This is a genomic window from Plantactinospora sp. A48, assembly GCF_055793945.1.
In genome coordinates this window covers 217,761-230,487 of record NZ_JBTIXF010000001.1, presented here as the reverse complement: position 1 = coordinate 230,487, position 12,727 = coordinate 217,761, and the positions used below count along the sequence as shown (strand labels likewise).

General features: G+C 72.0%; 16 protein-coding genes. 10 read left to right on the top strand and 6 right to left on the bottom strand.

What is annotated here, in order from left to right:
- Positions 1-35 precede the first annotated feature (35 nt).
- Positions 36-854, bottom strand: a complete 819-nt coding sequence (trmB, locus tag ACXN5W_RS01115) for a tRNA (guanosine(46)-N7)-methyltransferase TrmB (protein ID WP_473156302.1) — start codon at positions 852-854, stop codon at positions 36-38.
- Positions 855-1,048: 194 nt separating this feature from the next.
- Here trmB and ACXN5W_RS01110 point away from each other — a divergent pair, with 194 nt between their 5' ends.
- Positions 1,049-1,600 (top strand): hypothetical protein, encoded by a 552-nt coding sequence (locus ACXN5W_RS01110; RefSeq protein ID WP_473156192.1) that lies wholly within the window; start codon positions 1,049-1,051, stop codon positions 1,598-1,600.
- A 100-nt stretch (positions 1,601-1,700) separates the two neighbouring features.
- Positions 1,701-2,273: a class F sortase gene (locus ACXN5W_RS01105; protein ID WP_473156191.1), complete on the top strand. Its 573-nt coding sequence runs from the start codon at positions 1,701-1,703 to the stop codon at positions 2,271-2,273.
- Between the two features lie 191 nt (positions 2,274-2,464).
- Here ACXN5W_RS01105 and ACXN5W_RS01100 read toward each other — a convergent pair whose 3' ends face one another.
- The 3 genes from ACXN5W_RS01100 to ACXN5W_RS01090 form a co-directional block, all read right to left on the bottom strand.
- Positions 2,465-3,256 carry an exodeoxyribonuclease III gene (locus ACXN5W_RS01100; protein WP_473156190.1) on the bottom strand — a complete coding sequence of 264 codons (792 nt, stop codon included), beginning with the start codon at positions 3,254-3,256 and terminating at the stop codon, positions 2,465-2,467.
- A gap of 137 nt (positions 3,257-3,393) precedes the next feature.
- Positions 3,394-4,311 (bottom strand): proteasome assembly chaperone family protein, encoded by a 918-nt coding sequence (locus tag ACXN5W_RS01095; protein WP_473156189.1) that lies wholly within the window; start codon positions 4,309-4,311, stop codon positions 3,394-3,396.
- The gene (locus ACXN5W_RS01090; RefSeq protein ID WP_473156188.1) at positions 4,304-4,465 is read right to left on the bottom strand and encodes a hypothetical protein; all 162 of its coding nucleotides are present in this window, start codon (positions 4,463-4,465) and stop codon (positions 4,304-4,306) included. Before ACXN5W_RS01090 ends, ACXN5W_RS01095 begins: the two co-directional genes overlap by 8 nt.
- Positions 4,466-4,648: 183 nt before the next feature.
- Between ACXN5W_RS01090 and ACXN5W_RS01085 the strand changes: the two genes are divergently transcribed.
- Positions 4,649-4,798 carry a hypothetical protein gene (locus tag ACXN5W_RS01085; RefSeq protein ID WP_473156187.1) on the top strand — a complete coding sequence of 50 codons (150 nt, stop codon included), beginning with the start codon at positions 4,649-4,651 and terminating at the stop codon, positions 4,796-4,798.
- A gap of 14 nt (positions 4,799-4,812) precedes the next feature.
- On the opposite strand, the gene ACXN5W_RS01080 is transcribed toward ACXN5W_RS01085, so the two are convergent.
- Positions 4,813-5,661 (bottom strand): GDSL-type esterase/lipase family protein, encoded by an 849-nt coding sequence (locus tag ACXN5W_RS01080; RefSeq protein ID WP_473156186.1) that lies wholly within the window; start codon positions 5,659-5,661, stop codon positions 4,813-4,815.
- A 126-nt stretch (positions 5,662-5,787) separates the two neighbouring features.
- On the opposite strand from ACXN5W_RS01080, the gene ACXN5W_RS01075 reads away from it, so the two are divergent.
- The 7 genes from ACXN5W_RS01075 (at position 5,788) to ACXN5W_RS01045 (ending at position 11,593) form a co-directional block, all read left to right on the top strand.
- Positions 5,788-6,057 (top strand): hypothetical protein, encoded by a 270-nt coding sequence (locus ACXN5W_RS01075; protein ID WP_473156185.1) that lies wholly within the window; start codon positions 5,788-5,790, stop codon positions 6,055-6,057.
- 12 nt (positions 6,058-6,069) lie between these two features.
- Positions 6,070-7,479, top strand: coding sequence for an NADP-dependent succinic semialdehyde dehydrogenase (locus ACXN5W_RS01070; RefSeq protein ID WP_473156184.1), 1,410 nt, complete (start codon positions 6,070-6,072; stop codon positions 7,477-7,479).
- A gap of 59 nt (positions 7,480-7,538) precedes the next feature.
- A complete protein-coding gene (locus ACXN5W_RS01065; RefSeq protein WP_473156183.1) occupies positions 7,539-8,501 on the top strand; it encodes a TIGR03885 family FMN-dependent LLM class oxidoreductase in 963 nt (320 codons plus the stop codon).
- Between the two features lie 35 nt (positions 8,502-8,536).
- Positions 8,537-10,105, top strand: coding sequence for a Na+/H+ antiporter (locus ACXN5W_RS01060; protein ID WP_473156182.1), 1,569 nt, complete (start codon positions 8,537-8,539; stop codon positions 10,103-10,105).
- The gene (locus tag ACXN5W_RS01055) at positions 10,102-10,356 is read left to right on the top strand and encodes a UBP-type zinc finger domain-containing protein (protein ID WP_473156181.1); all 255 of its coding nucleotides are present in this window, start codon (positions 10,102-10,104) and stop codon (positions 10,354-10,356) included. Before ACXN5W_RS01060 ends, ACXN5W_RS01055 begins: the two co-directional genes overlap by 4 nt.
- 263 nt (positions 10,357-10,619) lie before the next feature.
- Positions 10,620-10,766, top strand: a complete 147-nt coding sequence (locus tag ACXN5W_RS01050) for a hypothetical protein (RefSeq protein WP_473156180.1) — start codon at positions 10,620-10,622, stop codon at positions 10,764-10,766.
- Between the two features lie 89 nt (positions 10,767-10,855).
- A complete protein-coding gene (locus ACXN5W_RS01045) occupies positions 10,856-11,593 on the top strand; it encodes a PP2C family protein-serine/threonine phosphatase (protein WP_473156179.1) in 738 nt (245 codons plus the stop codon).
- 180 nt (positions 11,594-11,773) lie between these two features.
- Here the strand turns inward: ACXN5W_RS01045 and ACXN5W_RS01040 are convergent, their stop codons facing one another.
- On the bottom strand, positions 11,774-12,589 hold the full coding sequence (locus ACXN5W_RS01040) for a SigB/SigF/SigG family RNA polymerase sigma factor (protein WP_473156178.1): 816 nt from the start codon (positions 12,587-12,589) through the stop codon (positions 11,774-11,776).
- Between the last annotated feature and the right edge of the window lie 138 nt (positions 12,590-12,727).

The window sequence follows — 12,727 nt, the reverse complement described above, 5'->3', positions numbered from 1 at the left end:
CCCTGATCTTGCCCGCTGCGCCAATCCTTCCGCGCTCAACCGTTAAGAAGGGGCCCTTTCACCGCGGAAAGCGATAACAGGGGGCCCTTCCTTTCGAACTCCAGGTCGAAGATCGGGCGGTGCGCCGCCAGGGCCCGGCGCTCGAACTTCGTCACCGGCCGGTCCGCCGGGCGCGGGGCGAACCCCGGGTGGACGTTGGTCAGCTCGGGGTCCGCCGCCAGCGTCTCCCGCATCGCCTCCGCGTAGTCGGACCAGTCCGTCGCGCAGCGCAGCCGGCCGCCCGGCACCAGCCGGTCGCGCAGCAGCGCCACATGGTCGGGCTGGATCAGCCGGCGCTTGTGGTGCCGGGCCTTCGGCCACGGGTCGGGGAAGAAAATGTTGATCACCGCCAGCGTCGCGGGCGCGACCAGGTGACGGAGCAGCACCAACGCGTCCCCCTCGGCGACCCGGACGTTTGTCAGGCCGCGCCGATCGACCACGGCGAGCAGGTTGGCGATGCCCGGGGTGTGTACCTCGACGGCCAGGTAGTCCCGGTCGGGGTCCGCCGCGGCCATGCTCGCGGTGGCGTCACCCATGCCCGAGCCGATCTCCAGCACCACCGGAGCGGTCCGGCCGAACAACGTCGCGAGGTCCACCGGGCCGCCTTCGGCCTGCGCCGTCAACCCGTACCGCGGCCAGAGCTGTTCGAGCGCGTCCAGATGCCGACCGCTGAGCCGGCCACGCCGGGGGTGGAAGGTCCGGATCTCCGCCGGACGATCGACGGGTACGGCTCGCGCCGGGTGGTCGGTGGGCAGGGCTCCTGCCGGGTGGTCGGCGGGTACGACTTCCGCCGGGCGGTCGGAGGGTGCCGGCATGACGAGGATCCGGTCGTGGGAGCTCACGGGGACCCGAGCCTACGCGGCCGCGCCCCGCCGAGCCAGCCGAGTGGAAAACCGGACGGGCGACGCGGGGTGGACGGAACCTGTCCGATCCCCCCGACGGGTGAGAAGATTCTCGGCAGTAGGGCGGACGCGATCGTTCGACTCCTCGTCCGAGGGGAGGTGGCCCAATGTTGTCGACGTTACGCCTCGGCGTCGCCCGACGGTCGGTGCGCGGCAACGGTGGCTGGCGGTCCGTGGTCGGGCTCGGACTCGTCGCGGGCGTCTGCCTGGCCCTCGCGACGACGCCGGTCGGCGCCGGACCGGCCCGCGCCGCTGCCGACGTCTTCGTCCAGCTCAACCCCGACACCGCGCAGGCCGGCAGCCTGGTGGGCATCCGAGCGAGTTGCCGGGACAACACCCGGACCGCCACCGTCCAGTCCGACGTCTTCGGCACGGTGACCGCGCACCCCCAGGACGGTGTGCTGACCGCCGCCGCCCAGTTGCCCGCCGCCGCCGACGCCGGCACCTACCGGGTCCGACTCACCTGTCCGGACGGTCCGGGAGGCCGGGCCAACCTCATGGTCGTGGCGGCCGGTCGGCCCAGCCACGGCCCGGCGACCGGGTTCGGCGGCGCCGCGGGGAGCGCGGGGGGTCCGCTGCTCACGGTCGGCCTGCTGGCGCTGCTGCTCGGCGCGGTGCTCGGCCTGGTAGCGCTGCGCACCCGCCGTCATGGACCCTAGGGCCCGGTCGGGAGCGTCACGGAGCCCCCGACCGGCGGCATCTCCCGGGGCCACCCGGCCGTGGCGTCGCTGGTCCGGGCCGGCGGCGGCGATCCTGCTGGTGTTCGGCGTCTTCGCCACCGGCGCCGGACTGGGCCAGTTGACCGTTGGGCCGTGGGACTGGCTCAGCGGCGGCAGCAAGCCGCCACCCCGGTCGTTCCCGGTGCTCGGGCCCAGCAGACCGGTCAAACTGGTGGTCAGGTCGATCAAGGTCGAGGCGCCGGTGATCCGGGTGGGTCTGGCTGCCGACGGTTCGATCGCGGTGCCCACGCTGGCCGAGCACAACCAGGTCGGCTGGTACGACCGGGGCCCGACACCCGGCCAGTTCGGTCCGGCGATTCTGGTGGGGCACGTCGACACGAAGACCGGCCCGTCGGTCTTCCACGATCTGGTCCGGCTCCGGCCGGGCGCCCGGATCGAGGTGACCCGGGCGGACCGGACGACCGGGATCTTCGAGGTCAACTCGGTGGAGCACTTCGACAAGGGAAAGCTGCCGGCCGACCGGGTCTACGGGGACTACCGCCGGCCGCAGTTGCGCCTGATCACCTGTGGCGGCCGGTGGCGCGGCAGCGGCCTCGGATACTCCGACAACGTGGTCGCGTTCGCCTCGCTCGTCGACTCCCGCCGTCCCTGAGCCGCGCCCGGGCCACCGCCCGCGCGACGCCCCGCATCACGCCCGAGATCGGGGCCCCGTCGGCGGCGGGGAGCGGTCGTCGGTCACCGGGTGGTACGCCAGCGACCTCAAGCCGGTCGGACAGGGTCGCTGGCGTACCACTCGGGCTCGGTCACCGTCCGGTCCTGGCGTGGCCGTGCGGACGCGCCGTCTCACCCTGCCGGCGGGCCCGGCTCCACATCGACCACGATCGGGGCGTGATCGGACGGGCCCTTGCCCTTGCGGGCCTCCCGGTCGACGTACGCGGACCGCACCCCGTCGGCGAACGAGGCGGTGGCGTAGACCAGGTCGATCCGCATGCCCTTGTTCTGGTGGAACATCCCGGCGCGGTAGTCCCAGTAGGTGTACGGGTGCGGGCCCTTCATGGGGGTCGGCACGACATCCACCAGGCCCAGCTCACGCAGTTCGGCCAGGGCCCGCCGTTCGGCCGGGGTGACATGGGTGGAGTTCACGAACAGGGTCGGGTCCCACACATCGGCGTCGGTGGGCGCGACGTTGAAGTCACCGCAGACGGCCAACGGGGCACCCGGGCGCAGTTCGTCGGCCAGCGCGTCACGCAGCGCGGCGAACCAGGCCAGCTTGTAGCGGTAGTGCGGCGAGTCCGGGGTCCGGCCGTTCGGCACGTACACCGACCACACCCGGACTCCGGCGCAGGTCGCCGCGATGGCCCGGGCCTCCGGTAGCGGAAAGCCGGGTTCGTCGGGAAACCCCATGGTCACGTCGGCGAGCCCCACCCGGGACAGTACGGCCACCCCGTTCCACCGGCCGTCGCTGTGACTGGCCACCGTGTAACCCAGTTCACCCACCTCGTCGGCCGGGAACGCACCGTCCGGGCACTTCGTCTCCTGTAGGCACACCACGTCCGGTTTCGTGCTGGCCAGCCAGTCGAGCAGCCGGGGGAGTCGGGCCTTCACCGAGTTGACGTTCCAGGTCGCCAGGCGCATGGTTCCAGCCTGCCCGACGCACCGGGCCGACGCCCGCGTGCCCCGCCCAGCGACGGCGATCCCGCCCAGCGACGGCGGACCCGGGCGGCCCCATCGCGCCCGCGGGAGGCGGTCTCGGGCGGCGAACCGGTAACCGGTCAGCCGCCCGGATTCTCCTCCCGGTTCTGCTCGGCAAGGAAGCGCTCCAGCTCGGCCCCCAACTCGTCGGCCGTCGGCAGCGGGCCGGACTGCGAGGTCAGCAGGTTGCTGCTCTCGCGGCCGCGGGCGAACGCGTCGTACTGCTCCTCCAGCGCCTTGACCAGGGCGTCGGCCTCGCTGGTCTCGGCGATCTGCCGGTCGATGTCCGCCCGCACCGTCTCGGCGGCCTCCCGCAGCGCGTCGGTCGGCAGGAGCAGCCCGGTGCTGCTGGAGACCGAGCTGAGCAGCAGTTCCGCCGCGGCCGGGTACTCGGTCTGGGCGACGTAGTGCGGTACGTGCGCGGCGAACCCGAGGGCGTCGCGCCCCCGCTCACCGAGCCGGAACTCCAACAGGTGCCCGGCGCTGCCCGGTACCTGCACCCGCTGCAACCACGGCTCGTGCCCGGCGATCAGGTCGGGGCGGGTGGCGTGCGCGGTCACGCCGCCCGGACGGGTGTGCGGCACCGCCATCGGGATGGAGTTCAGCCCGATCGTGAGCCGGACGCCCAGCCGGTCGATCACCTCGATGACCGCCGCGACGAACCGTTCCCACTGGTTGTCCGGCTCGGGGCCGGTGAGCAGCAGGAACCGCACACCGGCGTCGTCGGTGAGGGCCCGCAGCTCCAGGCGGGGGTCCTCGTACCGCTGCCAGTGGTCCTCCACGAAGATCATCGGGGGACGTCGCGACCGGTAGTCGATCAACTGGTCGACGTCGAAGCTCGCCACCAGCTGGTCGTCCAGCGTGGCGGCCAGGTGTTCCCGGGCGAGCCGGGTCGCGTTGCCGGCGTCAACGAACCCGGTCAGGGCCTGGATCAGCACCGGCTGACCCAGCTCCGGCAGGTCGTCGGCAAGTTCGTACAGCTCGTGCGGATCACGCACCGGTCCAGACCTCCTCACCGCCACGGGGGGCGTCGGCGGACACTCCCTCGTGCAAACGCTGCTGCCATCCTCGTCCATACCAGCCAACCACCCCGACCCGGTGGTACCGGTGTGGACCGGCCGTGACGTGGATCTCCACGAGACGCTGGATCACCTGATCACCGCCGGGAAGTGTCCGCACCGGCGGCGGAGGAGCGGCCGGAAGGCATCCGTACCGGCGGCGGGGTGATCCGGAGACGTCCGGGTTGGCGCCCCGGCCGGTCGGGTAAGTAGGCGGTACCGAACCGGACGGACCATTCTGGGCGGTACCAGTCCGGGCGGACCAGGAGGACCGACGATGTCAGTATTGCAACGGATCACCGTGTTCCTGCAGTCGCCGCGCGGCCAGCGACTGGTCGCCCGGGGTCGACAGGAGTTGGCCAAGCCGTCAACGCAGGCCAAGCTGCGGCAGTTGGCCGGCCGGCTCGCCAACAACCGGCGCCGCTGACTCGCGGCGCTCGGTCAGTCGGCGAGGCCCCAAGCCCGCCAGGTCAGCCGGGCCAACTCGTGCTGCCCGTCGATGTCCGGATGGAACGAGTCCAGCGGGTTCACCATGTCCAGGTTGATCGCGGCCCGGTGTACCGCACCGCCGTCGTACCGGCAGCGGGAGCCGTAGGCGGCGCAGGCCGCGGCGAGTTGCCGGTTGTAGGCGTCGACCCGGGCCGCGAAGGCCGCGCGCCGCCGGACGTCGGGACCGGCGGTCGAGGTCGGGTTCGCCAGCAGCGCGGGGCACACCCCGTGCGACCACACCCGCACCGCAAGCCGGTCGGTGTGCCCGACCTCCCAGAGCCGGTTCAGATCCGGAATGCTGGCCACCAGCAGGTGCGCCTTCGGCCGCCCCTTCTTCACCACCGCGAGCGCCCGGTCGAGGTCGGCCCGGAACCCGTCGACCCCGGTCATCCCGTCGAGGTTTTCCGCGCAGGCGTCGTTCGCGCCGATCAACACCGTCACGTAGTCGGCCCGGTGCCGTACCGCCGCGGTTGCCTGGTCGGGCAGGGCGGCGACCCGCGCCCCGGCGGCGGCCTCGTTGTGCGCCTGGACGGTTCGGGACCGCTCGCCGTCGGCCAACCGACTGCGGATGCTGTCCACCCGCGTGCTGGTGCCGGTGGACCAGGAGTTGCGGGGGCACGAGGCCAGCGCGAGGCAGGAACCGAAGGCCGTGGTGATCGAGTCACCGAGCGCGGACAGCGCGACCGGTTGCCCGGACCGGGACGGTGCGGGGTGCGGTCGGTTGGCCGTACCGCCCTCGCAGGCGATCGCAACGGCGGCGAGTACGGCGGTGGCCAGTGCGGCGACCCAGCGGCGAGGCATCCGGCTCCCCGATGTTGACCCAAGGCGATGGCCTGGTAACTCTACGGTTTCCAGGGTCTCCGGCGGAAGCCCGTCCGGGCGGTGGGCGTCAGGTTATCCGCGCTCCGGGCCGGGTAGTTCCCCACGATGGGAGCGAGACGGCAGCCGAGCGGTGCCCGGGGCACGGTCGGGCATCCCTACAGCGCGCTGAACCTGCGGCTGATCCTGGCATCGTTCGGCCTGGTGGTCAGCCTGGCCCTCGGGGTGCTGACGGCGCTGGCCGGATACTGGGTGCCGGCGGCGCTGCTGTTCCTGCTCGCCGCGGTGGCCATCGTCGACCTGGTGGTGATCCAGCGGCGCCGGGCCGCCCGCCGCCGCGTCGAACCACCGGGTACGCACCACTCGCTCTTCGAATGACGGGAGTACGAAATGCCCATGGCCAGCGTCAACCCCGCGACCGGCCAGACCGTGCAGACCTTCGCCGAAACCCCCGACGAGCAGATCGAGGCCGCCATCGGCCGGGCCCAGGACGCCTTCGAGGCGTTGCGGGGGACCGGTTTCGCCGACCGGGCCGGCTGGCTGACCGCCGCCGCCGACCTGCTGGACCGGGAGATCGACGACGTTGCCCGGATGATGACCACGGAGATGGGCAAGACGTTGGCCTCGGCCAGGGCGGAGGTCAGCAAGTGCGCCAGCGCCTGCCGGTTCTACGCCGGACACGCCGAGGGGTTCCTGGCCGATGAGCCGGCCGACGCGGCGGCGGTCAACGCGACCAGGGCCTTCACCCGGTACCAGCCGATCGGGCCGGTGCTCGCGGTGATGCCGTGGAACTTCCCGCTCTGGCAGGTCATCCGGTTCGCCGCCCCGGCCCTGATGGCCGGCAACACCGGGCTGCTCAAACACGCCTCGAACGTGCCGCAGACCGCCCTGTTCCTCGGCGAGCTGTTCACCCGGGCCGGCTTCCCACAGGGAGCGTTCCAGGCCCTGCTGATCGACTCCAAGCAGGTGGAGCGGGTGCTCTGCGACCCCCGCGTCCGGGCCGCGACGCTCACCGGCAGCGAGCGGGCCGGACGCTCGGTCGCGGAGATCGCCGGGCGGGAGCTGAAGAAGACCGTGCTCGAACTCGGCGGCAGCGACCCGTTCGTGGTGATGCCCTCGGCCGACCTGGACCGGGCCGCCGAGGTGGCCACCACGGCCCGCTGCCAGAACAACGGGCAGTCCTGCATCGCGGCCAAGCGGTTCATCGTCCACACGGAGGTGTTCGACGCGTTCGCCGAGAGGTTCGTGGCCCGGATGTCGGGCCTGCGGGTCGGCGACCCGATGGACCCCGATACCGACGTTGGTCCGCTGGCCACCGAGCAGGGCCGCGCGGACGTCGAGGCGCAGGTACGCGACGCGGTCGACCTGGGTGCCCGGGTGCTGTGCGGCGGGCAGCGGCCGGACGGGCCGGGTTGGTACTACCCACCGACCGTGGTGACCGAGCTGACACCGGAGATGCGGATGTGGTCCGAGGAGGTCTTCGGGCCGGTCGCCGGCCTGTTCCGGGTCTCCTCCTATGCGGAGGCTGTCGAGCTGGCCAACGGCACCTCGTTCGGACTGGGTTCGAACGCCTGGACCCGGGACGAGGCGGAGCAGGAACGGTTCGCCACCGACCTGGTCGCCGGCAGCGTCTTCATCAACGGCATGACCACGTCGTATCCGCAACTGCCGTTCGGTGGCGTGAAGAACTCCGGGTACGGGCGCGAGTTGTCGGCGTGGGGCATCCGGGAGTTCTGCAACGTCAAGACGGTCTGGGTCGGCTCGGGCGCGGCAGCGGGCGGCACGGCGCACGCCGAATGATCATCCGTATCCCCCGGGACGCGGTTGACCGACGCGTCCGGGGGGTACGGATCGGCGGCATGACGAAGTACGGCATCCACTGCTCGCACGAACAGGTCCATCCCGCCGAACTGCTCGCGGCGGTGGTCCAAGCCGAACAGGCCGGCTTCGACGCCGCCATGTCGTCCGACCACTTCTCGCCATGGAGCAGCCGACAGGGCCACTCCGGCTTCGCCTGGTCTTGGCTCGGCGCGGCCCTCCAGGCCACCTCGCTGCCGTTCGGCATCGTCAACGCCCCCGGCCAGCGCTACCACCCGGCGATCATCGCGCAGGCCATCGGGACCCTCGCGGTGATGTACCCGGGGCGGTTCTGGGCGGCGCTGGGCACCGGAGAGGCCAGCAACGAGCACATCACCGGTGGCGGGTGGCCGCGCAAGGACGTCCGGACCGCCCGGCTGCGCGAGTGCGTCGCCATCATCCGGGACCTGCTGGCGGGGGAGGAGGTCAGTCACGACGGGCTGGTGACAGTCGACCGGGCCCGGTTGTGGACCCGCCCCGAGCAACCGCCGGCGCTGGTGGGTGCGGCGGTCAGCGAGGCCACCGCGCGCTGGTGCGCCGAGTGGGCCGACGGACTGATCACCGTGAACGCCCCGGTTGGCCGGCTGCGGCGGCTGGTCGAGGCGTACCGGGAGGCGGGTGGGCGTGGAAAGCTGCACCTGCAGGTACACCTGAGCTGGGCGCCCGATCAGGCCGAGGCCGCCCGGATCGCCCACCACCAGTGGCGCAGCAACGTCTTCGCGCCGCCGGTCTGCTGGGACCTGGAGCTGGCCGAACACTTCGACGCGGTGTCCGAGGGGGTGTCCGTCGAGCGGGTGGCCGAGGTGGTCAACATCTCCGCCGACCTGTCCCGGCACGCCGAACTGCTGCACTCGTACGCCGAACTCGGTTTCGACGAGATCTACCTGCACCACGTCGGGCAGCGGTTGGACGACTTCGTGGCCGCGTTCGCCGGCGAGGTGCTGCCCAAGCTGCGTACCGCATGATCGGTACCGGCCCGGTGGCGCCCTAGGCTGTTGACATGCATGGACTGTTCGACGTCGTGATCCTGCTCGCGGTCGCGGTGCTGGGAGCGGCGTTGGCGCGCCGGCTGGGCATGCTCTCCCCGATCGTGCTGGTGGTGGTCGGGCTCGTCCTGTCGTTCGTGCCGGGATTCCTCAACATCCACCTGGAGCCCGAACTCGTCCTGGTCGGCATCCTGCCGCCGCTGCTCTACGTCTCGGCGCTGGAGACCTCGGTGCCGGCGTTCCGCACCAACCTGCGGCCGATCCTGCTGCTCGCCATCGGCCTGGTGATCTTCACGGCCGTGGCGGTGGGCCTGGTCGTCCACCTGCTGATGCCCGCGCTGCCGCTGTCGATCTGCGTCGCCTTCGGTGCCGTGGTCGCACCGCCGGACGCGGTGGCCGCCACCGCGGTGGCCCGGCGGATCGGCCTACCTCGCCGGTTGGTCACCATCCTGGAGGGCGAGAGCCTGATCAACGACGCCACCTCCCTGGTGCTGCTGCGGGTGGCGGTGGCCGCGGCGACCGGACCGGCCCTGGACGCCCTGGAGGTCACCCGGGAGGTGGCGGTGGCCGCCGGCGGCGGGATCGCGGTCGGACTGGTCGGCTTTCTCGTCGTCGGTTTCCTGCACAAGCGCATCACCGACCCGCTGCTGGACAACGCGCTGTCGCTGATCACGCCGTTCGCGGTGGTCCTGCTGGCCGAACCGATCGGCGCGTCCAGCGTGGTGGCGGTGGTGGTCACCGGGTTGGGACTCGGACACAAGCTGCCGGTGCTGATGTCGGCCGCCTCCCGGCTGCAGATGGGCGCCTTCTGGCGGCTGGTCCGGTTCCTGCTGGAGGGCCTGGTGTTCGTGCTGGTCGGGTTGCAACTGCGGGACGTCGTCACGGGCCTCGACCAGCCGCTCGCGGTGGTTGCCGGGATCACCGGTGCGGTGCTGCTGACCGTCTTCGTCACCCGGTTCGTCTGGGTGTTCCCGGCGAACTACCTGGCCCGGCTGGTGCCCCGGACGCGCCGTGATCCGTCACCACCGCCGAGTTTCCCGGCGGTGGTCGGCTGGGCCGGGATGCGTGGCGTGGTGACCCTCGCCGCCGCCCTCGCGCTGCCGCTGTCCCTGCCGGGCGTCGGCTCGTACTCCCGGAACCTGTTCGTCTGGATCGCGTTCGCGGTCATCGTCTTCACCCTGGTGGTCCAGGGCGCGACGCTGCCCGCGGTGGCCCGGATGCTGCGGCTGCCCGCCGACGACCCGATCCAGGACACCCTGGCCGAGGCCGGCGTGCAGCAGCAGGCCGGCCGGGCGGCCCGGGAGCGGCTGGAGGCGCGAGCCGAGGGCGCCCCGGAGGCGGTGCTGAAGCGGCTGCACCGGGTCATCGAGGACCGCACCAACACGGCGTGGGAGCGGCTGGGTGGGGACGAGCGGGAGACGCCGTCGCAGGCGTACGGTCGACTCCGGCAGGAGATGATCGACGCCGAACGTGAGGTGTTCCGCCGGGCCCGGGACGAGGGCCGGATCGCCGACGAGGTGCTGGTACGCGCCTATCGTGACCTGGACCTGGAGGAGTCGATGCTGAGACGGAGCGAGGAATGAACTGCACCCACCTGGCAACGGCGGGCGAGGCCGAGCCGGAGACCACGAGCGAGTGCCCCGAGTGCGCGGTGACCGGCGACGACTGGGTACACCTGCGCTCGTGCCTGACCTGTGGACACGTCGGCTGCTGCGACTCGTCGCCCAACCGGCACGCCTCGAAGCACTTCCAGGCCAGCGGGCATCCGGTGATGCGGTCCATCCAGCCGGGCGAAGCCTGGCGGTGGTGCTTCGTGGACGAGTTGATCGGCTGACCCGGCCGGTTGATCGGCTGATCCCGGCCGGGCCGTGTCGACACGCCGGGCGGTCGCCTCGGCGCGGGTCCGTCCGGTGGCGCGCGACCGGTCTCCGCCCTGGTGAGCACCCCGCTGATCGGCACCGGTGCCGGGGGCCGGGCGGCTCGGTCGCCGTGGCGCGCCCTCGGAAGTGTCGCGGCCAGCCGGGTATCCGTCACAATGGGTCCCCTCGGTGGAGAACTCCAGCGACGGCGCCGGGTCCGTGGCGCGGTTCATGGCGGGTGACGCCGGACGACGACTCGACGGGAGAACGGTTCGTGCCGAACGAGGAGGTGCGTGCCCAGGTGCTCGGTCCGGAAACCGCCCGGCTGCCGGTGGGCGCCGTCCGGGTACCCGGCGGTTCGGTGTCGCCGGAGGTGCCGGGATGACGGCCGAACAACCACCCTCGATGTGGTGGACAGCGACCCGCGGTGATCTAGTAGAGACATCCGACGCGGGTGATGGCAGGCTGCCTGCCATGACCCTCAAGCTGCGGTCCATGGCGGTGAGCGACCAGGGCCTGATCCGGACCAGCAATCAGGACGCGGTACACGCGGGCGCCTGGCTGGCGGCCGTCGCCGACGGCATGGGCGGGATGGCCGCGGGCGACCTGGCCAGTGCGATCACCATCGAGGCGGTGTCCGGGCTCGACGTCCCGACCCCCGACGACGCGCTGGTGGTGGCGCTCCAGGGCGCGATCGAGGTGGCCAGCGGCCGGATCCGGGAGGCGGTGGAGGAGGACCCCACCCGGCAGGGCATGGGTACGACGCTCACCGCGTTGCTGCTGTCGGTGACCGGGACCTGTCTCGCGCTGGCCCATGTCGGCGACTCGCGCGCCTATCTGTTCCGGGAGGGCGTCTTCACGCAGGTCACCCGGGACGACACCTTCGTGCAGATGCTCGTGGACGAGGGGGTGATCACAGCGGAGGAGGCGAGCAGCCATCCCCGGCGGGCGGTGGTCACCCAGGCGTTGCAGGGCGACACGGTCCGGGCCGCCTACCTGACCGTCGAACCACAGGCCGGTGACCGGTGGCTGCTGTGCAGCGACGGGCTGACCAACGTGGTCCGGGCGGACACCCTGGCCGAGGTGGTCAGCGGCTACGCCGACCGGGAAGCCTGCGCGCGGCGGCTCGTCGACCTGGCGTTGCGGGCCGGCGGGCCGGACAACATCACGGTCGTGGTGGCGGACGTCCTGCCGGAGGACGGCGGTTCCTGACCGTCGGGCCGGCTCATCCTCCCGGATTCCGAAGCGGGCATGATCTCCCGACTGGCCCTTGCGCTGCCGCTGACCGCCCGCGGAGACGAGACAGGGGACCGACCGCCGTGGCGGTTGGCCCCCTGCCCGAGACGCAGTACCGGTGAAGCACACTCCCGGGTAGGTCCGGGACGGTTGCGATCAGTAGGTGCCGGCGAGCTGGCCGCGCAGCTTGGTCAGGGCGCGGGCGAGCAGCCGGGAGACGTGCATCTGGGAGACGCCGATCTGCTCGGCGATCTGCGACTGGGTGAGGTTGCCGTAGAACCGGAGCGTGAGGATCTTCTGCTCGCGCTCGTCGAGGGTGGCTAGCGCCGGTCCGAGCGCGACCCGCAGCTCGGCCAGCTCGAACTCGCCGTCCTCGCCACCCAGCATGTCGCCGAGCTCGGTGGCCCGCTCACCGTCGCCGGTCGGGGTGGACAGGGACACCGCGTTGTACGCGCGGGCACCCTCCAGGCCCTCCAGGACCTCTTCCTCGGTGACCTTGAGGTGGGCGGCGATGTCGGCGACCGTCGGCGACCGGCCGAGCGACTGGAGCAGCGTGCTGTTCGCCTCCGAGATGGCCAGGCGCAGCTCCTGGAGCCGCCGGGGCACCCGGATGTCCCAGGTGCGGTCCCGGAAGTGCCGCTTCAGCTCGCCGATGATGGTCGGGATCGCGTAGCCCGCGAAGTCGACGCCACGGCTGGGGTCGAACTTGTCGACGGCCTTGATCAGGCCGACCGCGGCGGTCTGGATCAGGTCGTCACTCGGCTCGCCCCGGCCGCTGTAGCGGTGGGCGAGGTGCTGCGCCAGCGGGAGCCAGGCTTCGATGGCCCGGTCCCGAAGGGCGGCCCGGGACGGGTGCCCGGCCGGCAGCGCGGCCATCGCGCTCAACAGCTCGGTGGCACTGTCGGCCGGTGCGGTGGGCCCGGGCGCTGTGGTGGCCGGCGTGGTGGACTGCTCGGTCATCGTCGCGGTCATGGTGGTCCTCCCTGCACCTCGTCCGCGGATATAAGACAGCTGGTGCTTTCGGTGTGCTTCAGTTGGCCTTTCGCGGAAAACCTTAACCCGATCAGGTCCCAGAAATCTAGCCGAAAGGCTGATGGATAAGCTTCGTGT